The sequence below is a fragment of the uncultured Abiotrophia sp. genome (genome assembly GCF_938010525.1).
In the GTDB taxonomy this organism is placed as follows: Bacteria; Bacillota; Bacilli; order Lactobacillales; family Aerococcaceae; genus Abiotrophia.
The window spans coordinates 89,188-114,777 of the sequence record NZ_CALLVK010000020.1 but is presented as its reverse complement, the minus strand read 5'-3'; the positions used below and the strand labels follow the sequence as shown (position 1 = coordinate 114,777).

Sequence of the window (25,590 nt, the reverse complement as noted above, 5' to 3'; positions counted from 1 at the left end):
ATCTATTTCTTCTTCTGCAATTTCCAGAGTTCGATGTGCCTCTCTTGGGTAGTTGGTTTAGGAACTATTTTCTTTTCTTCAAGTTGTTGGGCGGGCACTTCACTATTATCATCATACCTCGATTGAAGGTAGGTTAGAATGGCAAGTCCTCTATTATAAATAATCTGATTACTAATTTTTACATATTCCTCAAAATTATCAATTTCAGATAATCTAATTAAATATCCTTTATCATCAAAAAATACAGTTAGGAAGTTCTCAGATAGAAATGTCTCAAAATCTTTAAATTGGTCAAAATATTCTTTCTTATCTAAAATTGCTTGTTTAAAAAACTTAACATTAGACTTAACATTAGACTTATCGTCAGACTCATCGTCTAGAGTCAATGTACCATCATATAAATCCCATATTACTAATAAAGCAAGGTCAAAATAATCATTATATGGAGACTGTGCTCTTTTAGGATTTATTCCTCCTTTTTTTGGAAAAATTCCAAAATTTCCTATTTGATAATTGTTACAAATCTGATAAACTTCCTCTTCTTCAAGTTCAAATTCGAAAGGAAAATCATCGTTATGTTCAGTATATGATTTTATAATACCAAGAATCTCGAGTTGTTTATCTCTTGATAACTTACTATATGATTTTCCATAAAATTTTCGTAAAATTGCTGTACGATATGTTATAAGAGTATCGCCACTATGTTCTTTATCATCATACCATTCAAAAATGTCTTTATATATTAATTTTATCAAATCAGAACGATCAGGCTCTTTTCCTTGCAATAAGAAACTAAATTTTATTGCTTTTTCTTTGTCTGATATATATTCTTGAACATTATTGAATGGAGAGGGCTTGGTATGTAAATCTTTAAGTTTCAATTTAAAATCCCCCAATCGATAAATCTCCCTTTAATTATAGTCAATCTATTGAGCATAGTCAATATATTAAAAACGATAAAATGAAATTATCTATTTAGAAAAGAGATGAGAACGATGATTTCATATAAGCCCTTCTACGAGCCCTTGTTTAAACAAGGAAAAACAGAATACGAATTAATTTTTTCACCACGGTCTATCCAGCAATACACTACCTCGGTATTCCTGTTGCACGTACGGCAGAAGAGATTGTTCTACAAAGACGACTTGATAAAACTAGGATATAAGAAACATACTGCAATTAGTATTATTCAAGCGGTAAAGCAGGATTTGGTGTATAATAAAGGTATACCATTCTACAATAACCGTAGACTTGGACTAGTCCCACGGGAAAGGGTAGAAAACCTTATCGGTGTAAAACTAGATGAGGAATAACAAATGGCAAAAACACGTTATAGCGGTGTGTTTGTTGATACGAAAGGAAAATATTTCTATGAAACAGAGCTAGGTATTGATAGAATCAGTGGTAAACGTATTAGAAAGAAAAGTAGAAAAGATAGCAACGGTAAGCCTTTTTCTACTGCCAGAGAGGCGTATTTAGAATTGACTCGGGTAAAACGAGAGTATCACAAAGCTCATACTTACGCTAATTACAATATGACTGTTAAGCAGTTTATTTTAGATTGTTATATACCATATTATAAATCGTATGTGGAAGAAAGTACTTATGCTGTCAGAATCAAAAATCTTGAAAAGATAGCCGAACGATTTTATAACAAGACACTACGTGGTTTGACTATTGAAGATATTCAAAACTATCGGATATGGTTACTGTCAAGCGAAGACGAAAATGGTTCTGGCTACTCTCAATCCTACGCTAGTCTAATCTTTGGTATGTTTAGAAAGTCTCTTGATTATGCTGTAGAAATGGGTTATTTGGAAACTAATATCTCTAAGAAAGCCAAAGCTATTCCGAAAGGAAAGGCTATCGTTCCATACTGGACTAAAGTAGAATTTGAGCGTGTTATTGCTCAAATCTGTCTTGATGATTTTTATGAACATCTTAATTTCGTTATGCTTTGGACTTTTTTCATGACAGGTATTCGAGTAAATGAAGGAATGGCACTTTGGTGGAATGATATTGATTTCGATAAAAAGCGTATGCGTGTTCATCATATGCTTATTCTAAAATCAAGGAAAAACTGGCAAAGAAATGCCTATACCAAAACAAGTGATGGCAAACGTATTATTTCCCTAGATGGTGATACGATTTCTATTTTAAAGAGTTGGAAAGACAGACAGATTTGATAGTAAAAAGCCCCAAAAGTAGGTTCAAAAGGGAGTTGTAGAATTTAGGTGAATTTTAAGAAATCCTTCCATCATTTTGGTGGGAGGCTTTTGTGGAAATAGCGGGTGACAACCCTGAATTTGTGGAGGAGATAATATGATTGGCAAAGTTTTAAAAGTTAAAATAGATCGTCCACTAGGGAGTTCTCACCCTGATTATCCGGAACATATTTATCCAATCAATTATGGTTATGTTGAAGGAATAATCGCTCCTGATGGAGAAGAACAAGATGTGTATGTACTTGGCGTTGATAAAGCAGTAGATGAATATGAGGGAGAATTAATTGCAGTTATCAAAAGGGACGATGACGTTGAAGAAAAATGGGTTGTTGCTCCAATAGGAACAAAATTTACAGTAGAAGAAATTGAAGAAGCTGTTAGATTTCAAGAGAAATATTTCAAGTCTCATATTGAGTGTAAATAATCGCAAGCAAAGTAATTTAACTGAATGATACAACAAGTCTTCTATCCTTTTTGGTGGGAGGCTTTTGTGTCAAGTAATGGATCAAATTGGAATGGGTGAGCTAGAAATGAGAGAGTACCAAATTAGAGGAAGAAATGACAAAATTCGTTACCATGATCTCTATGGCAAGGGGACACCAATCCTATTCATACATGGTTTAGGCTGCGCCAGTTCTTTCGACTATATTGAAGTAGCCGCTATGCTGGGGCCTAGCCAGCGAATCATTCTGATTGATTTGTTGGGCGCGGGTTACAGCGATAAGCCCTTGGATTTTGAATACAGTGTTAAGGCTCATGCTCAATATTTAAGTGAGTTTGTGGAAGATTTGAAGCTAGATCAAGTGATTGTTTTCGGCCATAGTTTAGGCGGCGCTGTCGCTATCGAATTATGTAATTTGATTAGCAAGCGCGTCAAGAAGCTGATACTGACTGAATCGAATCTAGACCCAAGTTCAGATGGGGCAGCCAGTTTTGATATTGCGAGTCTGGATCAGACCAACTTGGAGCAGGAATTCGCCAAGAAGCTGGTCTACTACCAACAAGCAGGTTATACAACTTGGCTAGCAACTTTAAGAAATTGGCTGCCAAAGGCGGCATTCGAAATATCTCGAAATGCGGTTCAAGGAGGACAAGTCTCTTGGAGACAGCTCTTGTATCAATTTGACTTTCCTAAGTATTTTATTTTCGGCGAACAAACACTACCCGACCCTGATTTTGAGAAGTTGCAAGAGCAGGGTGTGAAAATTGAAGTAGTGCCGAATGCGGGTCATTCAATGGCTTGGGAGAATCCTGAGGGTCTGGCACAGGCTATTCGGAAGTGCCTGTGACAGCAGGTTATTGTTCCCGATACTTTCGTGTTATAATAGAAAAAGGAATCCCCATAAAGGAAGTGACCCAATGAAAAAACTACTGCTCGCCATATTCACCCTCGTGCTCATGGTGCCTAGTCTTGTCAGAGCGGAATCTGGCCTACAAACAGCTGAGGAATACAAGGACTACTTTACGCAAGTAGAGGGCTTAATTACCGACGATGTGGAGAAGTCTTATAATCAATACATGGACTTTATCAAGGCCACGGAGCGCTTCCCAGCTACTAAATCGATTTGGTCATCTCAGATTGACTATTTGTATTATCGAACAGGAGATAATGAGGATAATAAGGCTGTCTTTTTTGGTAGCACCACGGGGCAAACACTTGGTTATGCTTTTGGTCAACTTCCTGCCGAGGCTATTAAAGGCTATTTGGCAGCTTTAGCTATTGAGCCAACTAGTGAGTTAGAGTCGATGCTGACAAGTCCTGACAAATTCCAGGGGCGCGTCCTAATCCTTAAGAATGACAAGGCAATCGTCCAAGTATTTGCCTTCGAAGGGAAGTTTGGTATCCGGATTTATCGTGATTTAGCCTTTTTTGTAAAGGTGAGTCGGCCAGCTGACCCAGAGCGAGCAAGTCAAAACTTAGATTTACTAGTTAACTTATATACTGACTACTTTACTAAGGTAGAGAGCTTGATTAACGATGATGCGGAAGCTTCTTATAAGAATTATATGGACTTAATTAAGAACACACACCTCCAAGATGCCGAAGAGATTACATTAGAAGACGGCAGGTCTGTCAAGTACTATAAGATTAGCGAAGATCAGGAAGGTTTTATTGCGAGTCCGGATTGCAAGACGCTAGGCTACAGCCTGACCTTGGGAACTAAGGAAGCTTTACTTGCCTACCTAAAAGTGCTCAACCTTGAAGAGACGAGCGAGCTTAAGAAACTGTTGGCTGATCCTCAAGTAGGAAAAGGCAGTTTTGTTCTCATCCAAAATGATAAGGTCGGCGTGGCAATCAGAACTTTCGGCGACAAGGAGAGTAAGGATCTTCGCTTCAATATTCTGGTCATGAGAGATTTAGAATTCTACCAGAAATCTGTCAAAGACTATAAGGAGAAGGCTAAAAATTAGCCCTAAGTAAAGAGACATATAATAACAAAAAATTCCAATCCATTATGGATTGGGATTTTTTCTATCTACTTATTCCCCCGCACCATCAACTGCTCCGCCGCCATCGGCTGGTGGAGCTGGGTCAGGTGTTGGGTCTGGCTGGGGTTCGACCACTGGGTCCGCAGGTGTTGGCGGAGTGACTGGGTCTGGGCTTGGCGCCGGGGTAGCCGGTGTGGCTGGCGCGGTGTAGTCGTCATTTTGACGGGTGTTTGGACTGGTTGGGGAGTCTTGGTCATCGTTGTCTTGGGTTCCTGGCCGGGACTCGGAGGATTGGCTGGATGATGAAGACTCAGATGAGGACGAACTAGAGGAAGACGAAGAGCTAGAAGAGGAGCTTTCCGATTTGGATTCAGACGATTCCTTAGAGTTGTCGCTAGAGGAGGAGTCCTTAGACGACTCGCGGCTAGACTCATTAGGCGCCGAGATATGGTCGGGGCGCCGACCAACCCAGGAATCGAGATGGGTCAGGAGATCTAAGCCACTGAAGTTGGCTAGGACATCTACTGTCCCGATAGCTAATAGAATAAGAATAATGTGGGAGATGAGTTTTGCCTTTTTCATGTTGTTGCTCCTTGTGCGCAAGTATACTATCATCATTATAGCAATTTTGCATAAAAAGGCAACTAGCACGCATCAAAATAGGGGGAGATTATGAAAAAAGCTACAAGTAGTTTTAAATCGGACAACAGCTCGGTCTAGAGACTGATTTTTGGCCTTGGCCCAAAGTTTTTCTTGCCTAGGAAGCCTAAACTTTCTATACTAGAAGTAGAGAAAGTTAGGATGCAAGGAGGGAGTAAGATGTTGAACTTCTTACTAGTGACTATAAATATTATCTTAACGGGTGTAGCGGGCTATCTTTTGTTGCGCCGCAAATCACGTTTCACGCCTGAATGGCAGAAGGCAGTCTGGTATTTGCTTTTAATCCTCGCTCTTTATGCCGTCCAAGAAGTCTGGGGTTACTGGCAGCATGAGGTAGGAACAGGTGTGCAAGTCCTCAATCTGGTCTATAGCCTCCTGATTTTCCTGGCTGCTTACATGGGGAGCGAGACCGTCATGTTGGCGGTGCGCGGTGATGATACTTATTTGGACAGCCTATTAGGCCTTCTAGCTCATATTAAGGGCTTTGGTCGTAGCATGGTAGCGGGCGTTAAAGACAAACTTGAAGACAAAGGGGCCGGGCGATAGCCGGGTCTCTTTTTTGCGTTCGGACACGATTGAGAGCCGTGAGTGAAACTTCGCGACAAATCGGATTAAAGTCTATACAATTGTCTATGTATACATACAAATTTCGAATATTGAATGGTGAAAAGAAATTTTCAATATTGTTAAGTATGTTAGCCTGGATAGAGCTCTAGTTCGAAAATAGGATAATCTTTATTTTACAAGGAATATAGGTAGGTGATATGACTGATAACTTTGTTCTAATTTGTTTCGAAAAAACATCCAAAACTTTAGTGCAATCGTCGATTATCAAAAAAGTGCATAACTCTACAAAAAATGAGTCTATACTCTTTTCAAGCGACTTAAGACATGCTATAATGCCTTTGCAACCTGATAAAACTCCTCAACAAGGAAGTCGAGTATGGGGGTACTGATTCCTTGTCGAATATATAGTTTCATAGGATTTCCTTCTAAGTAAGAGGGATGACGAAGAGGCTTGCTCAAGTGCCTCAAGTCAAGGATTCGATGGCTGAATGGATTTTCACCCATCCATGGTCAGGTAGCTGCTATTTATGGATAGGGCTACTAAGACGCTTAAGGCGTTTTTCAACGGATCGTCATATATACAAGGAGATGCTAGATTTTTGTCATCAGTATCAGGTGCGCGTGCAGAGCGAGGGCTCTGCATTTGAGGAGGCTTGGCTCGAGAGATTAGGGACTCTTGGACTGGGGTAGGCTTATTTTACAAGTGAGGGATAATAAGCTGCTGGACAAAATTAAGCATTGACATGAACCGCACCTGCTTGCCACGATGCAAGAGGTGCGGTTTTTGCTTAGAGATAATGTTGGGGTAAGCTGTTTAATGCCTTTTATCGATAGAAGCTGTGCTATAATAGAACTATGAACTAGAGAGGAGTTTGAAGTATGAAAGTTTATCACGGTCGCACAGACATTGAGCGTTTTGAGCATTTGGTGGAGACGCCTAGCCAGACAGTCACCCACCTGGTACTACCTGCCGGTCAAGCCATTGGCCAGCACCACGTCCCTTATACGGTGGTCGTCGTCCCGGTCAAAGGACGAATCCTTTTCTCTGATGAGAAGGAAACAGCCGAAATCTATCCTGGCGTCATCATTCGCATGGCTCCTCACGAAGTACACTCCCTGGAAGCCGTCGAAGATAGCGAACTCATGGTTATCAAATCCCACCTAGCGCCAGAAGCTTAGATGGTATAGCCCCTGTCCTGAGGACAGGGGCTTTTTGGTGTGGGGAAAAGGTGACATACAAGGCAGAATCCCTGAGCCAGTGGTCCACTCTTTGGAGTGGACCACTGGCTGGGTTGGAACCGGGGAAAAGTGCCCGAACTGAGGCGAAAGTCGCGAGCTAGTGGTCTACTCTGGAGAGTGGACCACTGGCTGGGGTGGAAACTGAGAAAAAGGGCAGAACTGAGGCGAAAGCCTCGAGCTAGTGGTCTACTCTGGAGAGTGGACCACTAGCTGGGTAGGAAACGGGGAAAAAGGGCAGAACCGAGGGGAAAGCCGCGAGCTAGTGGCCTACTTTTGAGAGTGGACCACTAGCTGGGGTGGAAACGGGAAAACAGGCCGAAACCGATGGAAAAGTCGCGAGCCAGTGGACCACTTTAGAGAGTGGACCACTAGCTCGGCTAGGAACCCGGAAAAGGGCCCAAATCAGAGGGGAGGCATGAGCCAGTCCATTGATAGGAGGAACGATGGACTAGCTGCGAGCTTTTTCTGTCAAAAAGGGCCTTTAGGGGTGTTTTTTGTGAGGCCAGTCCATTGATAGGCAGAACAATGGACTGGCGGTGTCCTCTTTGGTCGGAAGAAAGTTTGTTAGCGTTAACAAAATGACCTGGCTAGGAGCAAAGAAGGGTGGAGCATGCTATAATAAAATAATGAAAGCGCATTATATTGCAGGAGGGATATCGAACTATGAAAGATATGCAATCAACTCAAGTCCGACGCCAAGAGCGTTATGGCATTAAGAAACTCAGTGTGGGAGTGGCTTCTGTCCTAGTAGCGACAACTCTATACTTCCTGCCTGGCAGTGCCCAGGTCTTAGCTGCTAGTCAGGCTCAAGAAGAGGCAGCTAGCAGCCAGTTAGCGCCAGCCCCAAGCTCTGACACGGGAGACAAAGCGGTGCCGGCAACTGATGTAGCGCCAGCGGCTCAATCAGACGCTGGGCAGGCTGATAGCGCCAAGCCAGCTGACCAAGCCGCTTCAGCCGGCCAAGCTGATGGCAATAAACCAGTTGCTGCCAGCCAAGCGGCGGACGGCACTCAAGCAAGTGATGGCACTAACCCAGCGGACCGTACCAAGCCAACTGACAGCACTAACCCGGCCGACAGCACCAAGCCAACTGACAGCGCCACCCCAGCCGACACCGCCAAACCAGCCACCCCTGAGGTAGGTGCCAGCCCTACAGCTACACCAGCAGCAGCGCCGCAGGTGGCGCCAACCAACCAAGCGCCGGAGATTCCGGCGGGGCATTTCCGTATGCATTTTGCTAAGTTGCCAAGCGACAATATTAGCGAGATTGGCGCCTGGGTCTGGGGCAGTGGGGTTCAAGCGCCGTCCGACAACTGGCCAACCGGAGCTATGCGCTTCTCGGAAGACAAGAAGACGGCTTATGGCTACTACTTAGATGTGCCGGTGACACCTCAGGCGACCGCCATCAACTACTTGCTCAACAACGTCAACGATGGCAGCAAGAAGTTTACCGAGGACTTAAGCCTGGCCATCACCAACCCGCAAATGAAACAAGCCTGGCTGGATGAGAATTACCAAGCTAGCGTGGAAGAGCCAATTCCAGCCAACAAGAATCGCCTGCGCGTCCACTATCACCGGGCTGACGGCCAGTATGACAACTGGGGTCTCTGGGTCTGGGGTAAGGATGTGGAGCACCCATCTAGCGACTGGCCTAAGGGCGCCTTAGACTTTAACCAAAGCGGGCCTTTTGGTCGCTACTTAGATTTACCTATTACAGAACTTGGAAAGGACATTCATTTCTTACTCGTGAACAAAGCAACTTCAAAACAAACCAAAGACATGAGCTTCAGCGACCGCGCCAACCATGAGCAAGTCTACCTGCATGATGAGGAAGACACGGTCTACACGACGCCATTTAAGACCTTATCTGAACGCATTACCCGCGCCGAAGTGACGGCGCCACACCAAGTCCTAGCTAACTTTACGGCAGTGGATCAGTTGGACCTAGCCAAAGTCCAGCAAGATTTGGCGGTTACAACGAATACCGGTCAGCCGGTCAAAGTCACTAAGATTGAAGTCGATGCAACTAACAAGCGCCTGATTTTGACTACTGAAGAGGATGTCAGCCGGACGCCGCTTAAGCTGACCTATCATGACGAGACCGTCAACAGTCAGACCGGTTGGAAGCTAACTGACTCTCTCTATAATTATCAGGGCGAGTTAGGCTCCACCCTACAGGCAGACGGTTCCGCCCTTATGCGTCTCTGGGCGCCAAGCGCGGACGCCGTGACCGCTGTCCTCTATGATAAGGATAATCCGGACCAAGTGGTGGCGCGTGTGCCTTTATCTAAGGATGCTAGCACGGGCCTGTGGACGGTGACCTTGGATGGCCAAAACACGCCAGCCAAGAATCTGGACGGCTACTTCTACCACTATCAAGTGGACCGGGGTGGCCAATCCGTTCTGGTCTTAGACCCTTATGCTAAGTCCTTAGCCAAATGGGACCAAGCCACTGCCAAGGAAAAAGTAGCCAAGGCTGCCATCGTGGATCCAAATAAGATTGGGCCAAAATTATCTTATGCTAATATTCCAGGCTTCAAGAAACGCGAAGATGCGGTCATCTATGAAGCCCATGTGCGTGACTTCACCTCTGATCCTAAGTTAGAAGGCCAGCTCAAGTCACCATTTGGGACCTTCTCAGCCTTTGCTGAACGCCTCAGCTACCTCAAGCAATTGGGTGTGACCCATATCCAGCTCTTGCCAGTCATGAGTTACTACTTTGCTAATGAGAGTGCGCGTGCTCAGCGTGAGCTCCAACCAAGTACCCAAAACAATAACTACAACTGGGGTTATGACCCACAATCCTACTTCAGTCTCAGCGGTATGTATGCTAGCGACCCAAGCAAGCCGCAAGCCCGTATTGAAGAATTCAAACAATTAATCAAGGCTATCCACGACCAAGGCATGGGGGTTATCATGGACGTGGTCTACAACCACACGGCTAAGACTCATATATTTGAAGACATTGAGCCAGGCTACTACCACTTCATGAATGCTGATGGTAGCCCACGCGAAAGCTTCGGGGGCGGTCGTCTAGGGACTACCCATAAGATGGCGCGTCGGGTCCTGGTGGACTCTATTAAATACTGGACCGACACCTTCAAGGTGGACGGCTTCCGCTTCGACATGATGGGGGACCATGATGCTGAAGCCATTGCCCAGGCTTACCGGGCAGCCAGCGCCCTCAATCCTAAGGTCTTCATGCTTGGGGAAGGTTGGCGGACCTTTGTCGGGGACGAAGGGGATCCTGTTCAAGCGGCCGACCAAGACTGGATGCGGTCGACTGACGGTGTGGCGGTCTTCTCCGATGAAATCCGTAACGAGCTCAAGTCCGGCTACCCATCTGAAGGGCAACCGCGCTTCTTGACAGGCGGACCACGCAATGTCTACCAAATCTTCAATAATATTATTGCCAACCCAAGTAACTTTATTGCGGATGCACCGGGCGATGTCATTCAATACATTGCTGCCCACGACAACTTGACCTTGCATGATATTATCGCCCAATCTATTAAGAAGGATCCTAAGACCCATGCGGCTGAGATTCATCAACGCATTCATCTGGGCAACCTCATGATTCTGACCTCCCAAGGGACGCCATTTATCCATTCCGGTCAGGAAATGGGGCGGACCAAGCAATTGTTGGACCCTGCCTACAAGAATAAGGTGGATGACGACAAGGCGCCTTATAAGACCCATCTCTTAGTCGATGAGCAGGGCAAGCCATTCGACTATCCATACTTTGTTCACGATTCCTATGATTCTTCCGACATCATTAACCGCTTTGATTGGAGTAAGGTTGCGGAAGATGGCCAATATCCTCACAACCAAGCGACGCTAGCCTATACTCGCGGCTTGATTGCCTTACGTAAGTCTACTGATGCTTTCCGCAAAGGAACGGCTAAGGAAATCGCCGACCAAGTGACCATGATGACGTCGCCAGACATTGCGGATAGCGATAATGTCATTGCCTATCAGGCGGTGGACTCTAATGGCGACCGCTACCTGGTGGTAGTCAATGCAGATAATAAGGTGCGTAAGCTACGCTTCAACCCTGAGCGCTTCCCTGGTTTAGATAAGGCGGAAGCCTTGGTGGACGGGGCCCGTGCCGGGACCCAAGTCCTGACGGATCTGGTAGGGGTAGCCTATGATGCGGAATCCGTCACCTTGCAACCATTAACGGCGACTATCTTGCGGATCAAGGCCAAGCCAGATCAAGCGCCTCAGTCTGAACCTGAGCAAGAAAACCAAGCGCCAGACCGAATTGATCCTCTGTCTGTGGCGCGGGCCGGTTTTGGTGGTTTTGGCGGCGATGTGGCCCAAGCGCCAGCAGGCCAACTGCCCGCAACCGGTGAGAGCCAAGCCCCACTCAGTCTTTGGGCAGCGGTCATGGCCGGTCTAGGTAGCCTCATGGTCGGCCTAGGTTTGAAGAAAGAACGCGAGGCACAATAGCATAAAGTCAACTTAAAAGGTAGGGGTCTATCCCCTGCCTTTCGCTTTGTTTGTGTGTTAGCTTAACAAGGGAACTTCCGCTAGCTAGAGTCGACTAGGTAATTGGTATGTTGACTGCTAGGCCTTAGCACAAGCAACTTAGTTAAGAGCGTGGTGGTGGCACAAAAGTTGTCATCAGAATCTGATTATATAGAGGATTAATATCAGAGGAGACAAAAAATTTTAAAGCTAGCTTATAGAAGCTAGAAGAAGTTCTTATACTAATTGAAGGTGGCTGAATCGTTAATTTATCAAGCCTTTTAGTAGGAGTATAAGGGAGAGTAATTAGCGGATTTACTTTCAGTTTTAACATAATTGAGCAAAATGTATAGAAGAAACCGATTAACTTTTACAGGTCTATATACTTTTAATAGCGGCTATGTTACAATAGGTTGGACAAATTTGACGCCCTAGGGCGCCAATGATATTGAGTGAGAGGATAAGGTGGCATAAGCATGATAGATATACATTCCCATGTGCTTTATGGCGTGGATGACGGGGCTCAGTCCTTGGATGAGGCGCGGGCACTTTTGCATCAAGCTTATGACCAAGGTATTAAGACCCTCATCGCGACACCTCACCAACGCAAAGGGCGCTTCGAGGCTAGTCGCTCCACGATTGACAAGCATTTCCAGGACCTTCAAACCATTGCCCGAGAAGTAGCGCCAGATCTGACTGTGCATTTAGGAACAGAAGTCTTCTATTCTAATAGTATGCTTGACCGGCTGGAGCAGGGGCAAATCTTGACTTTAGCCGGCAGTGATTATGTCTTGGTGGAATTCGATTATGGGCTCCCTTACCGGGAAATTGTACGTGCCATTCGAGCCATTCAAGGCTTGGCTTATGATGTGGTCATTGCGCACATTGAGCGTTATGACGCCTTCCACAAGCATCCGGAACGAGTCCAAGAAATGAGAAGACTAGGCTGTCTAATCCAAGTCAATGCTGCTAGTCTCTTGCCAATGGGGCTCTTTGACCGTTACAAGGTACTCAAGAAGCGAGCACGCCAACTCTTAGATGCCGACTTAATCGACATCATTGCCAGTGATGCTCATCACGTAGAAAGCCGTCCTTATCATATGGCTGAAGCCTATGCCTTTGTAGCCAAAAAATATGGAACCGACTATGCCCACCAACTCTTTGTCAGCAAGCCTGAAAAAATAATAGGAAAAGGAAGTTCATACCCCCATGGAAACTAAAAAGCAAGAATTTGTTGAAATTGATCTGATGGCCCTCTTGCGCAAGCTCTGGGCGGCTAAGTTTATTATTGTCTTTGTCACGGTTGTGTTGGCAGTTGCGACCCTATTGGTTAACTTGGTTGTCATTCGACCAACCTTCCAATCGACTACCCGTGTCTATGTGGTTAACCAGACCGAAGACAAGGCAGTAACCACCCAGGACTTACAGTTAGGTAACTTCCTAGTTAAGGACTATAAAGAAATTATCCTATCTGACACCGTTATGTCGGAAGTCATCAATTCTGAGAACCTCAGCATGACTCCAAGCCAACTCAAACGTGTGGTTAAGGTAGATTCTCCTCGCGATACGCGGATTCTATCCATCTCTGTCTCTGACCGCGACCCACAAAAAGCCAGCAACCTGGCTAACCGGGTCCGTGAAGTGGCTTCTGAACAAATTAAACGCGTCACCAAGGTTAACGATGTGACCACCTTGGAGGAAGCTAAACCAACTAATATTAAATCCTCACCAAAAACTCGCCGTAACACCCTCTTGGCGGCAGCCTTAGGCTTCCTCTTATCAGCAGGTTATATCGTGGTGCGAGAACTCTTAGACGACCGCGTGCGTTATGCGGAAGACGTGGAAGACGGCTTAGGTATGGTCCTCTTGGGGGTTGTCCCTCAAGTTAAGCTCAAGTAGAAAGGTGTGTGTCCTATGGAACAAGTTGAACCACGATTAAATAAAAAACTCATTTCTGCAGAGACAGAAGAATATTACAACGCCATTCGGACCAATATTCTCTTCTCAGGTAAGGATATTAAGGTGATTGCCATTACCTCAACCAAGGATAATGAAGGTAAGTCTACTGTGGCTATGAATATTGCTTCTTCACTTGCAGCGTTAGGTAAGCGCACCATACTTATCGACGCAGACACTCGTAATTCCGTCTTCGTCGGTCGAATGAAGATTCGCTCCAAGGTGGTGGGATTGACCCACTATTTAGCAGGTGAAGCAACTGTTAAGGAGATTGTCTTCGGGACTACGGAGCCTAACTTACACATGATTTTGTCTGGCCCAGTGCCACCTAACCCAACGGCCCTCTTACAGGGGGATTCCTTCCAAGAGCTGATTGATGTTTGCCGTCATCACTATGATTATGTGATTGTTGATACGCCACCATTGGGCTTAGTCACCGATGCCTCTATCGTGGCTCATCAATGTGACGCCAGCATTTTAGTGGTTGAAGCGGGTGCGATTAAGCGCCGTGCGGTTAAGAAAATTCAGGAACTCCTAGAACATACAGGAGCTAAATTCTTAGGGGTTATCCTCAACAAGGTAGACCTTAAGGCAAGTCACTATGGTGCCTATGGTTCTTACGGGAACTATGGCAATTATGGTAAGAAGGCAGAGTAAGCTAGGATAGGTTGGCTATTGTGTTCGGTATTCAAGGGGGAGAGTGAATCCCTGTGATTTTTATCTAAACAAAACCAAATAATCAGCGCTATCCGGGAAGGGATTCAGATTCTCAAAGAGAGGGTGAATCTCTTTCTTAGTGTATAAATAGGAGGATAGAATTATGGTCGCTGAACAACATGTATTTATTATCGGGTCAAAAGGAATCCCAGCCAAATATGGTGGGTTCGAGACTTTTGTTGAAAAATTAACTGAATATAGAAAGAGTAAAGAGCTCATATATCATGTGGCCTGTATGGATGAAAATTCTCGGAAATCAGAGATTGATGCAGAAGAATTTGAATATAACGGTGCCCATTGTTTTAATGTTAAAGTCCCAAATGTTGGACCGGCTCGAGCTATCTATTATGATGTCAAGGCCTTGGAGATGGCTATTAAAATAGCCAAAAATAAAGGCTATGAGCGACCTATTTTTTATGTCCTAGCTTGCAGAATCGGACCTTTTATTGGAAGACTAAAAAAGAAAATTCATGCTCTCGGTGGCTTGCTCTATGTAAATCCTGATGGCCATGAATGGCTAAGAAAGAAATGGAGCTTGCCGGTCCGCAAATATTGGAAATTTTCGGAAAAACTGATGGTTAAACATGCGGATTTATTGGTATGTGATAGTTTGAATATCCAGTCCTATATTGAGAAAGAATACCAAGCATTTCACCCAAAAACCACCTACATTGCTTATGGTACTGATCTGACGCCATCACAATTAAAGGAACACGATCAACAGGTGAGAGACTGGTACCAAGCTAAAGGAGTCAAAGAAAAAAACTACTACTTAGTAGTGGGACGTTTTGTTCCAGAAAACAACTACGAAGCGATGCTACGTGGTTTTATGCAGTCAAGGTCTAAAAAAGACTTTGTGTTAATTACTAATGTTGAAACTAATAAGTTTTATGAGCAACTAAAGGCTCAAACTGGGTTTGACCGAGACCCACGCGTTAAATTTGTTGGTACGGTTTATGATCAGGAATTATTAAAGTATATTCGAGAACAAGCTTTTGCCTATTTCCACGGCCATGAAGTAGGCGGTACAAATCCATCTCTATTAGAGGCACTCGGTTCGACCCATCTCAACTTATTGTTAGATGTTGGGTTTAACCGTGAAGTAGCTGAAGAAGGTGCTTTATACTGGCCAAAAGATAACTTACAAGAGGTCATTCAAGAAGCAGAAGAATTGTCTCCAGAAGACATTAATCAGCTAGCTGATAAGGCCAAACAACGAGTGACAACAAGTTTTACCTGGGATTATATTGTGGATCGTTATGAAAGCCTATTATTGAGAGGACAATAAGTATGAGTCAGTATCAGTTTCGTAAAGAGGATATTATTATTCTAGACGACCAGCAACTGCAACGGTATCAGGCAGAATTGCTTAAGATTGGTAAGGATGTGGCACAGGCTTTTGAGAATTACGGGATTGAGTATTCCTTAAGTGGAGGGAGTATTCTAGGTGCTATCCGACATCAGGGTTTCATCCCTTGGGATGACGATATCGATCTGAACATCCCACGAGCAAGCTATAACAAGTTGCTTGACATTTTTGATCAGGCTCTGGGAGATAAGTACTACTTACAGACTCCAACTATGCACCCTGAGTTAGGCTTGCTTGTAACGCAAATCCGGAAAAAGCATACTGTAGCGCGGCGAAAATATGATTGGAATTCAGAAGACTGTGGAATCTCGATAGATCTCTATATCATAGAAAATACCTTTAATAATCCCGTCTTACGTTTTATTCAAAAATACGTAAGTTTGGCACTATCCTTTGCCTTATCATCTATCAGAGAAATTCAAATGCAGGAATTACCTAAGGAAATTTTCGAACTAGAAGGCCGGCCACTTAATTACTCGGGACTCAAGCTAGCCGTGGGGCGCTTTTTCAAGCTCATTCCGAATCGATACTGGATAAAGTGGGCTACTAAAGTTAATGCCTGGTGTCGAAATAACAAGAGTAAGTATGTAGCTATTCCAACAGGACGCAAACATTTTACTGGGGAAATTTATCTACGCGAAAACATGTGTGTGTTTAAAGATCAAGCTTTTGAAGATACGAGCTTCAAGGTGCCTATTTGGGCAGAGACTTATCTGCGCCTTTTTTATGGCGAAAATTACTTGGAACTACCCCCAGTTAATCAGAGAGAAAAGCATTTATTCTTAGAATTAGAATATCACGATTAAAGGAGTAAAGTGATGAATATCGCCATATTAACGGCTTCTGGTGTAGGGAGCCGTATCAAGCAAGATATACCTAAGCAATTTATTCATGTAGATAACAAGCCAATCATCATTCATACGCTAGAGAAATTCCAATATCATCCTGAGATTGATGAGATTTGTGTGGTCATCCTTAAAGGTTGGGAGGAGATGCTACGCTCCTATGCTCGTCAGTTTAATATTACAAAGCTCAAGTACATAGTCAACGGAGGAGCTTCTGGGCAGTTATCAATCTACAATGGATTGAATGAAATTAAAAAGCAACGTCCGAATCAAGCAGTTACTGTAGTAATTCATGACGGTAACCGCCCGCTTGTAAGTAATGAGATAATAAGCGATGCGCTAGTAACCTATAAAGAATATGGTAATGCCGTTGCTGCTATTCCATGTACAGAAGTTGTTTTTGTTCTCGAATCAGTAGAGGGAACACAGTCTACTGAATCTCTTAATCGGGATGTTTTAAGACGGACACAGACACCACATGTCTATGACTTAGATGCTATTTTGGATTTACACAATCAAGCCTTAGAGAAAGGGATTTCTGAGGTGGCGGCTTCTTGTCAACTCATGCAATTGTTTGGGAATCCGACTTATTTTTCATTAGGGTCTGAGAAAAACTTAAAGATTACTACCCTGGAGGATTTAGAGATTTTCAAAGCCCTACTTAAGTCAAAAGCTGATGACTGGTTGAAAGGATAACCCATGATTTTATTGGATAATATATCTTATCGCGAAGATTTAGCTCTGACATTAAAAGGAATTGCTAATCTAGAGCTACTTAAGGGCAAGACGTTCTTAATTACAGGGGCAAGTGGTTTGATTGCTTCTGCCCTAGTAGATCATCTTCTCTATTTAAATGAGCAGGATGATTTTGGCATGACTCTTTATTTGGCTGGACGACATGAAGCCACACTTAAGCGCCGATTTGGCCATTATTTAGATCATTCTATGGTTAATTTCGTCTCATATGATGCTACTCAAACACTAGGTTTTCATGAACCGGTAGATTATATTATTCACGCTGCTAGTAATGCTAATCCTAGACTCTATGTAGAAGCACCTGTTGATACCATGTTGGCTAACTTTGAGGGCATGCACCAACTCTTAGAATTTGCGAGAAAAGTAGGAACCAAGCGTCTTCTCTATGTCTCATCGAGTGAAGTATACGGTCAAGTAAAAGGAAATCGAGCGATTGCTGAGGATGACTATGGTTTTGTGGATTTACTGAATGTACGTTCTTCCTATGCCTCTTCTAAGCGTGCGACAGAAACTTTGTGTATTTCTTACGGACAGCAATATGGGCTAGAAATAAACATTGTTCGCCCTGGCTATATATACGGTCCGAGTGCGCGACCTAATGATGCTCGTATCTCTTCATCTTTCATCTTTGAAGCTTTGAAAGGAAAGGATATTGTGATGAAGAGCGATGGTAGTCAACTACGGTCTTATTGCCATGCCTTGGATTGTTCCGCTGCTTTGTTGACAGTACTTATAAATGGTCACGCCAATGAAGCTTATAATATTGCGCATAGTGATGCTAATTTGTCTATTAGGGAATTTACAAGCTTAATTACTCAAAAGACGGGTGTTGAGTTAGTATTTGAATTACCTAATAACCTTGATCGTAAAGTAGCTAACCCTATGCAGAATTCGACTTTAGACGGTCAGAAACTAATGGATTTAGGTTGGAGATGTCTTTTAAGTCCGCAAGTTGGCCTAGAACATACCATTAACCAATTGAAGGAGCTATATTGATGGCAATCGCTAATCCGACTATTCTTATCATGATGACAACTTATAACGGGGAAGAATTTTTGATCCAGCAGATAGAGAGTATTTCCCAACAAAGTTATAGTAATTGGCAATTAGTGGTAAGAGATGATGGTTCAAGTGATCAAACTTTAGCTATTCTTAATGCCTATGCAGAAAAAGATGCTCGTATTCAAGTTGTTCAGAACCAGACCGACTATCATGGCGCGTATCCTAATTTTTGGGGGCTAGTAGCTTATTGCAAGCAACTCAAGGCTTATGATTATTATATGTTTGCTGACCAAGACGATGTGTGGGATAAAGATAAGTTAGAAGTTTATATGGACTTTTGTTCAGACAAGGGATTAAATGAACCGCTACTTGTTTATGGGGATATGAGAATTATTGATGGTGATGGACAGGTAATATCTAACAGCCTTGAGGCTAATTTAGGCATTGCCTATACTAATGCTATCTCAACCTTCTTCGCTCATAAGGTCCATGGATGCAATAGTTTCTTCAATCGTTGCTTATTTGAATTGGCTTTGCCCTTATCACCGGAAGAGCCAGAAGCTAAATATGTCTCACACGATAATTACTATACGAAGTTTGCTGCTCTATTAGGTCAAGTTTACTACCTACCTAGACCAATGATGAGTTATCGACGTTATGGGACAAATGTAACGAGCCAACATGCTTATGATTTTAAGTTGAAGCGCATTTTGAAAAGAATCAGCAGAATTGATTCTCTAGCAAAGGATCATGCACTTACATACAATCAAACTTTAGTGACTATTAATAGAATGAGAAGCTTACCCCTCACTCAAAATCAACAAAAATTATTGATACAAGTAGAGTTAATCATAAAAAGAGGAGGGTGGTTTGCTTTGTACCATGTCCAAATGGCTAAGGTTGATTGGGGAAAACCAGTGAAAAATATTAGTCGAAAGTTACTTTTGTTAACTAAATTATATAGACAATATACGAATTGATTAGTTTATAAGATAGAAAGAGAGTGCTGAATGAAAAAGATACTGTATCTTATGAATGTGGATTGGAATTGGATTAAGCAACGTCCTCAGTTTATAGCTGAAGGGTTATCAAGTAGTTTTGAGGTGTCGATTTTATATCGCTATAAATACAATCGTAAAGGTTTAACAGCAGATAACCAAGCACATAACTATAAGCTATCTAGAATATACACGATTCCTTTCATCAATAAGCAGAAGACACTAAAACGGATTAATGATTGGATCATAAAGTGCTGGATTAACCTTCTAATCAGACTAACTAAACCTGATTTGGTATATGTTACAAACCCAGAACATATTGCAGGCGTGCCATCTAGTTATGCGGGGAAAATAGCCTATGATTGCATGGATTATCATAGTGCATTTATTGAAGATAACATGGAACGGAAGCAACTCATTGAATTTGAAAGAGAACTAGTAAATCGAGCTGATTTAATCGTAGTATCGAGCGACAAGTTAAAAGCTAATCTTACCCAGAACTACCAACTAGATGGATTATCTAAGAGGATTAGTGTTGTGCGTAATGGGTATAATGGTGAAGTTTTGGATAATGTGTTAGAGTCAGAGACTGATAAAAAGGAAAAGTTCTCACTTGCTTATATCGGAACGATTAGTCATTGGTTTGATTTTGATGCCTTGCGGTATAGTCTTGAGCAGTTACCAAATATAGAGTATTGGATCATTGGCCCGCAAAGTAAGGTTTCTGTATTAGAGCATCCAAGAATCAAATATTTTGGAAGCGTAGAGCATACTAAATTGTATAACTTTATAAAAGATGCTAATGCTCTAATCATGCCTTTTCAGCTTAATGATATCGTAGAAGCAGTAGATCCCGTTAAATTGTATGAGTATATCAACTTTAATAAAAATATTATAAGCATACGATATGATGAAGTAGAGCGCTTTGAGGACTTCGTATACTTTTATAACACAAAAGATGAGTTTGTTGAGGCAATACGCAATATTCAATTATCAGATGGTATTAAGTATTCTTTTGATAAACGAATTACTTTTTTAAAGCATAATACCTGGAAAAGCAGGGTAAAACAACTGGTAGACTTAATTAAAAAATTATAGTTAGGAAGGGGAGGTAAATGAAACTAAGTAGTAAGTTTGATGTCATTGAGTGGGGGTACTATCTTCTAGTAGCTTTCGCGGTGGGGTTACCAGAGGTCTTCTTCCTTAGTCTAGATACTGTGCGTAATTATATGACAATTTTATCATTGTGCATTCTTGCCTTGTCTATTCCTGTGGTAGCCTTAAATAAATCACGGCTTTCTAAATCTAGCTTTTTCTATTTAGGCGCTTTGATACTGTGTATAATTTTTGGGGCTTTTCGGGCATATAACCTATATCATTATAGCCTGAAAAATATGTTTTATGCCTTGCGACAATATGTATGGATTTTCCTGTATTTTCCAGTGCTTTATATTTTTAAAGCAAAAGATTATAACATGATTAAAGCATTAGGGAATGTTCTTACTATTTTGAACATTTCTCTCTTGTTCAGAACGCTAACCTGGGCAATGTATACATTAGCACGTATTGAGATTTTCCCGACTATATTACGTGAATTTGGTGATTTATGGTATCGTAATGATTCATCTATCCGAATAGATGGAACCCCCCTGATCATGGTAGGAGTCTTAATCTCTGTATATTTATATTTCAAGTTAAAAAAAGCGAAATACCTTGTTTCTACTTTTTATATTTTGCTTTACATTTTAATGGTTAACCAAACTAGGGTGTTAGCCTTTTCGATTTTGGTATCAGTATTTTTTATGTACTTAGCAGTCCATATAGATTCAAAGATAACGCTAAAAAAACTTGTAACCTACACTGCTATTATTGTGAGTGTTTTCGTGGTGTCTATATATGGATATCGATTCTTTATGCAAAATTCTAGAGCATCAGATATGGGGATAGGCTATCGCTACTGGGAGTTAAATTACTACCTAGGCCTCCTATCTGACGGTAATTGGAAGAGTGGGTTAGGCATATTAACGGCGACGAATCCACGGAGTTATGCTGTGCTATATGGGCATTGGGATACTAGAATGTACCTAGATGATTTAGGGATGTTTGAACTGTTCTTCCAATTCGGACTTGTATCTATATTCATGTATGGTTATCTTGTGTGGAAAACAATTCAAATTTATAGAAAGTATAACCAAGAAGAAGATCGGATTGAAAAAGCTTTGCTTATTGGATTGGCAAGCTATATTGTGTTGACGGCAGTTTCGTTAAATGCATATGGTATTCAAAGGAGTTTTTCATTATCGATTATTCTCGCCATCTTATTTTTCCTTGAACAAAGATATGTTGAGGGTGTTAGTTTTAAAAAGCAAAGGGTGTAGTATTGAAGACGATCTGTATAGTAATTTTAAATTACAATAATTATGAGGATACTATTGAATGTGTAAGCAGCTTACAAATGGCCATTGACCCGGCTAAATATGATATTGTTATTGTTGATAATAACTCTAATAATGATAGTATATCTATTATGCAAAATAAGTTGAATGGAGTAACTTTTATTCAATCAAATCAAAATAGGGGCTATGCGTACGGTAATAATCTAGGTATTCAATATGCAAAAAAAGAAGGATATGAATATATATGTGTTCTAAATAATGATACGATAATTACAGAAGATTTTTTAGACATTTGTATTGGTTATTTGGAAAGTCATAAAGAAACCGTCTTTGTTAGTCCAACTTTATTGGATTATGATCGTAGCCACCGCGTTCAATCAACAGGGGGAGATATCTATGTATCTAAGGGGTATGTTAATTTAAAAAATAATGGGAAATTCTTAAATGAATTACCCCCTATAGTTGAGAGTGATTATATAGGTGGAGCTTGCATGGTTTTCCCTGTTAAAGTAGTGGAAACAATAGGATATATTCCAGAGGCTTACTTCTTATTTTTTGAAGAGACGGAATGGTGTTACAAAGCAAAAGTTGCAGGCTATAAAAATATCTGTTTAACCAATACATATATATATCATAAAGGTTCTGTATCTATCAAAGCTGTCTCAGGATTACAGGAATACTTGATGGAACGTAATCGTGTAGTTTTTGTTAAAAGAAATAGTAGAACAAGATTAGGTTATTATCGATTTTTAATATACTTACTACTCAGGACGACGGTACGCTTCTGCATGGGTAAGGAAAAAAATCTAAAGAAATATCGATACTATTTTGATGGAGTGTTTAACAGAATAGATAAAAGATTTCCATTTATATGTTTCGGATCAAAGTAAGATTAAATATGGTGTGTAGGGGTGTAATGTAAAATGAAAAAGATTATGCTTATTTTTGGAACTAGACCAGAAGCTATTAAAATGTGCCCTCTAGTTAAGGAATTGAATCAACATGAGGAATTTAAGACGGTTGTGTGTGTTACGGGGCAACATAAAGAAATGTTAGAACAAGTACTGAAGACGTTTAATGTGGTTCCTGATTATGATTTAGCGATTATGAAACAAAACCAGACCTTATTTAGTATTACTACTAGCATATTAGAGGGTATTAAAAATATCCTTGAAAAAGAACAACCAGACATAGTTCTTGTACATGGGGATACTTCCACTACATTTGCAACTGCTTTAGCCGCTTTTTATTTGGGTATTAAAGTAGGACATGTAGAGGCCGGTCTAAGAACTTACAATCTTCAGAGCCCTTACCCAGAAGAGTTTAATAGACAAGCGGTTTCGATTATTGCAGATTATAATTTTGCACCAACTGAAGTAGCCAAAAAGAACCTTGAACAAGAGGGCCCAGGAACTGGGAAAATATATGTTACAGGGAACACCGTGATTGATGCATTAAAAACTACTGTTACTGAAGCATATTCTCATCCAATTTTGGGTAGGGGATAGTAAATTAGTCATGTTAACTGCTCATCGAAGAGAGAACTTAGGCGAACCTATGAGACATATGTTTAGTGCTATAAAACGTGTGTTGGAAGAACATGAAGATGTAAGAGTTGTTTACCCTATACATAAGAATCCTAAAGTAAGGGCACTTGCTAATGAGATATTTGGTGAAAATAGTCGCATGAAAATTATTGAGCCATTAGAAGTTATTGATTTTCATAATTTCATGGCAAATAGTTACCTCATTCTTACTGATTCGGGTGGTGTACAAGAGGAAGCACCATCTTTAGGTATCCCTGTATTAGTACTTAGAGATACAACTGAGAGACCTGAAGGCGTTGATGCAGGTACACTTAAGTTAGTTGGCACTGATGAAGAAGCGATATATACTGCATTTAAATCTTTGCTAGAAGATAATGAGGAGTATAGAAAAATGACACTTGCTAGTAACCCATATGGAGATGGAACTGCTTGTGCACAAATCGCACGAATATTAAGTGAGATTTGATTTGGAAGGAGTCTCGGCATGACAAATGCAGGAAATATGGTAATAAATACTAGGATTGTGGCTTTCGATTTTTTTGATACGCTTGTTCATCGAGACTGTCATCCTGAGGTCGTACTATATGAATGGGCTAAAGAAGTGGCTGCTTACATGAAGTACAGAGTATCGCCATCTCAAATATATGATTGCCGGAAAGAAGTAGAATTTCGATTTAAACAGCAGAGTGGCGAAGAAATGCCGTATGATTCTCTACTAGGAGACACGTACTCGCGGTTACTGCCGAATGAGTTGGAAGATATAGACTTGAAAAATGAGTGGGTAGACGCTGCTAAGTCAATAGAACTTCAGGCTGAATTAGCGCATCTCACAATAGATTCTGAAACTATAGCATTGGTAGAGAAACTCTATCGAGAGGGAAAAGTACTGATAGTCATCTCAGATTTCTATGCGGATTATAACTTTTTACGAAATATCATGACTTCGTTAGATATCGGTCAATATTTTTCTCAGATTTTCGTTTCTAGCTCAACAGGTTGTAGAAAATCTACAGGAAGACTGTATCAGTATGTGTGCCAACAATTAGATCTTTCCTATGATGAATTAACGATGCTTGGAGATAATGAGCAATCAGACGTTAAAGTACCGCGTAACATGGGAATAAAAGCAATTTGGCGGCCATATGAGGATCCTCATTCTATGATAGATTACTCTGGATTATTTAAAAAGTATCAACAAATATTGTTTAAAAATCCAGACGGTGAACCATTTAATGGATATTTAGCTGATATTTTATTCTTTGTTTCAAAACTACATTGTCATTTAGTAGCCCAAGGGGCAAAAAAAGTATTATTCTGTGCAAGGGAAGGGCAGCTACTTAAAAGACTATTCGATATTTATCAAGCCTCGGTGTCTAATGAATTATTGATTGAGTCCGTATATTTTTATGTATCTAGGAGGTCAACATTATATCCTTCATTTTTAAGTGCCAAGGAAGAAAGTTTCGAGACAATTTTTAGGCAGTATCAACATATATCCTTGAATAACTTCCTTTTAAATCTCAATTTTGAAACAAAAGAAATTGCACAAATTTTCGAGGATTTACATGCTACATCAGAAAGTATTGTAACGAGTGACGGTGAACTATTGTCCAAATTACGTCAAAATCCAACGTTCATTTATAGATATGAATTAGAGAGAAAGCAAGGGGAAGATTTCCGGAGCTATATTGAAGGCCTCGTAGGAGATGAAGAATCGATTTATCTTGTCGATATAGGTTGGAAGGGTAGCATTCAAGATAACATCCAACGAGCATTACCTGATAAAATAATTTACGGTTATTACTTAGGATTAATGTTGAATGCATATCCAGTAAAGAATAAAAACCAGAAGTATGGAATGTTATTTACTGATTACCCGGTAAAATCGAAGGGCTATTCTTTACTGAGCAGAAATTTTGAGTTTTACGAAGATATCTTTGTCGCTGATCACGGACCAACACTATCATATCATCGCCTAGAGGATGATATGATAGAACCAGTACTTGACATGAAAGAAGAGCATCTACAATTGTATAGATTGGTATTAAACTATCAAGAGGCTTTGGTAAAAGGATTTTGTGAATTAGTAGATGCTTATCAGTATACAAAATGGCTTCCTTACGAGTTAGAAGAATTGTTATTGCGAATGGCATTGAAGAAAGAATGTAAGTTTCTTCCGCAGCTATTGCCCCTACGCGAGGAAATCCGAAACAAATCAACCGAAAATTTCGGAGAAATTGTAAAAAAGCCGCATAAGATATCTATAAAGAGAAAAATTAAAGATAAACGTGATTTTCTATGGGTAGACTATGCCTATAAGCCGTTTGATAGAGTAAAATGCATCCCTAAAATGTATACAAGTTTTGTTTATGGACTAAAACGTTTAGGGTACGCAATAAAAGGGTGGAAGTAA

At 41.3% G+C, this 25,590-nt stretch carries 21 protein-coding genes and 2 pseudogenes; 21 read left to right on the top strand and 2 right to left on the bottom strand.

The window, feature by feature from the left end:
• Nucleotides 1-2 precede the first annotated feature (2 nt).
• Nucleotides 3-881: a hypothetical protein gene (locus Q0339_RS04385; protein WP_298077592.1), complete on the bottom strand. Its 879-nt coding sequence runs from the start codon at nt 879-881 to the stop codon at nt 3-5.
• Between the two features lie 246 nt (nt 882-1,127).
• Between Q0339_RS04385 and Q0339_RS04380 the strand changes: the two genes are divergently transcribed.
• The 5 genes and pseudogenes from Q0339_RS04380 (at nt 1,128) to Q0339_RS04360 (ending at nt 4,637) form a co-directional block, all read left to right on the top strand.
• The gene (locus tag Q0339_RS04380; protein WP_298077652.1) at nt 1,128-1,313 is read left to right on the top strand and encodes a DUF3173 family protein; all 186 of its coding nucleotides are present in this window, start codon (nt 1,128-1,130) and stop codon (nt 1,311-1,313) included.
• Nucleotides 1,314-1,316: 3 nt separating this feature from the next.
• Nucleotides 1,317-2,180, top strand: a pseudogene (locus tag Q0339_RS04375) (phage integrase SAM-like domain-containing protein); the annotation flags it as partial.
• 142 nt (nt 2,181-2,322) lie between these two features.
• Nucleotides 2,323-2,649 carry an inorganic diphosphatase gene (locus Q0339_RS04370; RefSeq protein WP_298077591.1) on the top strand — a complete coding sequence of 109 codons (327 nt, stop codon included), beginning with the start codon at nt 2,323-2,325 and terminating at the stop codon, nt 2,647-2,649.
• A 76-nt stretch (nt 2,650-2,725) separates the two neighbouring features.
• The gene (locus Q0339_RS04365; RefSeq protein ID WP_298077590.1) at nt 2,726-3,514 is read left to right on the top strand and encodes an alpha/beta hydrolase; all 789 of its coding nucleotides are present in this window, start codon (nt 2,726-2,728) and stop codon (nt 3,512-3,514) included.
• Nucleotides 3,515-3,584: 70 nt separating this feature from the next.
• Nucleotides 3,585-4,637: a hypothetical protein gene (locus tag Q0339_RS04360; RefSeq protein WP_298077589.1), complete on the top strand. Its 1,053-nt coding sequence runs from the start codon at nt 3,585-3,587 to the stop codon at nt 4,635-4,637.
• A 69-nt stretch (nt 4,638-4,706) separates the two neighbouring features.
• Here the strand turns inward: Q0339_RS04360 and Q0339_RS04355 are convergent, their stop codons facing one another.
• A complete protein-coding gene (locus tag Q0339_RS04355) occupies nt 4,707-5,237 on the bottom strand; it encodes a hypothetical protein (protein WP_298077588.1) in 531 nt (176 codons plus the stop codon).
• A gap of 237 nt (nt 5,238-5,474) precedes the next feature.
• Between Q0339_RS04355 and Q0339_RS04350 the strand changes: the two genes are divergently transcribed.
• The 16 genes and pseudogenes from Q0339_RS04350 (at nt 5,475) to Q0339_RS04275 (ending at nt 25,590) form a co-directional block, all read left to right on the top strand.
• Nucleotides 5,475-5,861 (top strand): hypothetical protein, encoded by a 387-nt coding sequence (locus Q0339_RS04350; protein WP_298077586.1) that lies wholly within the window; start codon nt 5,475-5,477, stop codon nt 5,859-5,861.
• 900 nt (nt 5,862-6,761) lie between these two features.
• The gene (locus tag Q0339_RS04345) at nt 6,762-7,061 is read left to right on the top strand and encodes a cupin (protein ID WP_268443667.1); all 300 of its coding nucleotides are present in this window, start codon (nt 6,762-6,764) and stop codon (nt 7,059-7,061) included.
• Between the two features lie 723 nt (nt 7,062-7,784).
• A complete protein-coding gene (locus tag Q0339_RS04340) occupies nt 7,785-11,573 on the top strand; it encodes a pullulanase (protein WP_298077584.1) in 3,789 nt (1,262 codons plus the stop codon).
• A 494-nt stretch (nt 11,574-12,067) separates the two neighbouring features.
• On the top strand, nt 12,068-12,811 hold the full coding sequence (locus tag Q0339_RS04335) for a CpsB/CapC family capsule biosynthesis tyrosine phosphatase (RefSeq protein ID WP_298077583.1): 744 nt from the start codon (nt 12,068-12,070) through the stop codon (nt 12,809-12,811).
• Complete coding sequence (locus Q0339_RS04330; protein ID WP_298077582.1) at nt 12,801-13,490, top strand: Wzz/FepE/Etk N-terminal domain-containing protein; 690 nt, start codon at nt 12,801-12,803, stop codon at nt 13,488-13,490. The genes Q0339_RS04335 and Q0339_RS04330 overlap by 11 nt, the downstream gene beginning before the upstream one ends.
• A 15-nt stretch (nt 13,491-13,505) precedes the next feature.
• The gene (locus Q0339_RS04325) at nt 13,506-14,204 is read left to right on the top strand and encodes a polysaccharide biosynthesis tyrosine autokinase (protein WP_298077581.1); all 699 of its coding nucleotides are present in this window, start codon (nt 13,506-13,508) and stop codon (nt 14,202-14,204) included.
• Nucleotides 14,205-14,367: 163 nt separating this feature from the next.
• Nucleotides 14,368-15,552: a beta 1-4 rhamnosyltransferase Cps2T gene (gene cps2T, locus Q0339_RS04320; RefSeq protein ID WP_298077580.1), complete on the top strand. Its 1,185-nt coding sequence runs from the start codon at nt 14,368-14,370 to the stop codon at nt 15,550-15,552.
• A gap of 2 nt (nt 15,553-15,554) precedes the next feature.
• Entirely contained in the window at nt 15,555-16,439 is an 885-nt protein-coding gene (locus Q0339_RS04315) for a LicD family protein (protein ID WP_298077579.1), read from the top strand.
• Between the two features lie 12 nt (nt 16,440-16,451).
• On the top strand, nt 16,452-17,174 hold the full coding sequence (locus Q0339_RS04310; protein ID WP_298077578.1) for an IspD/TarI family cytidylyltransferase: 723 nt from the start codon (nt 16,452-16,454) through the stop codon (nt 17,172-17,174).
• A gap of 3 nt (nt 17,175-17,177) precedes the next feature.
• Nucleotides 17,178-18,230: an NAD-dependent epimerase/dehydratase family protein gene (locus Q0339_RS04305; protein ID WP_298077577.1), complete on the top strand. Its 1,053-nt coding sequence runs from the start codon at nt 17,178-17,180 to the stop codon at nt 18,228-18,230.
• Entirely contained in the window at nt 18,230-19,216 is a 987-nt protein-coding gene (locus tag Q0339_RS04300; protein WP_298077576.1) for a glycosyltransferase family 2 protein, read from the top strand. Before Q0339_RS04305 ends, Q0339_RS04300 begins: the two co-directional genes overlap by 1 nt.
• Nucleotides 19,217-19,246: 30 nt before the next feature.
• Complete coding sequence (locus Q0339_RS04295) at nt 19,247-20,332, top strand: glycosyltransferase (RefSeq protein WP_298077575.1); 1,086 nt, start codon at nt 19,247-19,249, stop codon at nt 20,330-20,332.
• 17 nt (nt 20,333-20,349) lie between these two features.
• A complete protein-coding gene (locus Q0339_RS04290; RefSeq protein WP_298077572.1) occupies nt 20,350-21,612 on the top strand; it encodes a polymerase in 1,263 nt (420 codons plus the stop codon).
• 2 nt (nt 21,613-21,614) lie between these two features.
• On the top strand, nt 21,615-22,520 hold the full coding sequence (locus Q0339_RS04285) for a glycosyltransferase family 2 protein (RefSeq protein ID WP_298077571.1): 906 nt from the start codon (nt 21,615-21,617) through the stop codon (nt 22,518-22,520).
• Between the two features lie 33 nt (nt 22,521-22,553).
• Nucleotides 22,554-23,643, top strand: a pseudogene (wecB, locus tag Q0339_RS04280) (UDP-N-acetylglucosamine 2-epimerase (non-hydrolyzing)).
• Between the two features lie 18 nt (nt 23,644-23,661).
• Nucleotides 23,662-25,590, top strand: coding sequence for an HAD family hydrolase (locus Q0339_RS04275; protein ID WP_298077570.1), 1,929 nt, complete (start codon nt 23,662-23,664; stop codon nt 25,588-25,590).

Coding starts and splice junctions, on each gene's coding strand:
- Q0339_RS04350 (WP_298077586.1), top strand. CDS start 5,475: ATGTTGAACTTCTTACTAGTGACTATAAATATTATCTTAACGGGTGTA.
- Q0339_RS04345 (WP_268443667.1), top strand. CDS start 6,762: ATGAAAGTTTATCACGGTCGCACAGACATTGAGCGTTTTGAGCATTTG.
- Q0339_RS04290 (WP_298077572.1), top strand. CDS start 20,350: ATGAAACTAAGTAGTAAGTTTGATGTCATTGAGTGGGGGTACTATCTT.
- Q0339_RS04335 (WP_298077583.1), top strand. CDS start 12,068: ATGATAGATATACATTCCCATGTGCTTTATGGCGTGGATGACGGGGCT.
- Q0339_RS04275 (WP_298077570.1), top strand. CDS start 23,662: ATGACAAATGCAGGAAATATGGTAATAAATACTAGGATTGTGGCTTTC.
- cps2T (WP_298077580.1), top strand. CDS start 14,368: ATGGTCGCTGAACAACATGTATTTATTATCGGGTCAAAAGGAATCCCA.
- Q0339_RS04355 (WP_298077588.1), bottom strand. CDS start 5,237: ATGAAAAAGGCAAAACTCATCTCCCACATTATTCTTATTCTATTAGCT.
- Q0339_RS04310 (WP_298077578.1), top strand. CDS start 16,452: ATGAATATCGCCATATTAACGGCTTCTGGTGTAGGGAGCCGTATCAAG.
- Q0339_RS04295 (WP_298077575.1), top strand. CDS start 19,247: ATGAAAAAGATACTGTATCTTATGAATGTGGATTGGAATTGGATTAAG.
- Q0339_RS04365 (WP_298077590.1), top strand. CDS start 2,726: ATGGATCAAATTGGAATGGGTGAGCTAGAAATGAGAGAGTACCAAATT.
- Q0339_RS04315 (WP_298077579.1), top strand. CDS start 15,555: ATGAGTCAGTATCAGTTTCGTAAAGAGGATATTATTATTCTAGACGAC.
- Q0339_RS04370 (WP_298077591.1), top strand. CDS start 2,323: ATGATTGGCAAAGTTTTAAAAGTTAAAATAGATCGTCCACTAGGGAGT.
- Q0339_RS04340 (WP_298077584.1), top strand. CDS start 7,785: ATGAAAGATATGCAATCAACTCAAGTCCGACGCCAAGAGCGTTATGGC.
- Q0339_RS04305 (WP_298077577.1), top strand. CDS start 17,178: ATGATTTTATTGGATAATATATCTTATCGCGAAGATTTAGCTCTGACA.
- Q0339_RS04300 (WP_298077576.1), top strand. CDS start 18,230: ATGGCAATCGCTAATCCGACTATTCTTATCATGATGACAACTTATAAC.
- Q0339_RS04325 (WP_298077581.1), top strand. CDS start 13,506: ATGGAACAAGTTGAACCACGATTAAATAAAAAACTCATTTCTGCAGAG.
- Q0339_RS04360 (WP_298077589.1), top strand. CDS start 3,585: ATGAAAAAACTACTGCTCGCCATATTCACCCTCGTGCTCATGGTGCCT.
- Q0339_RS04330 (WP_298077582.1), top strand. CDS start 12,801: ATGGAAACTAAAAAGCAAGAATTTGTTGAAATTGATCTGATGGCCCTC.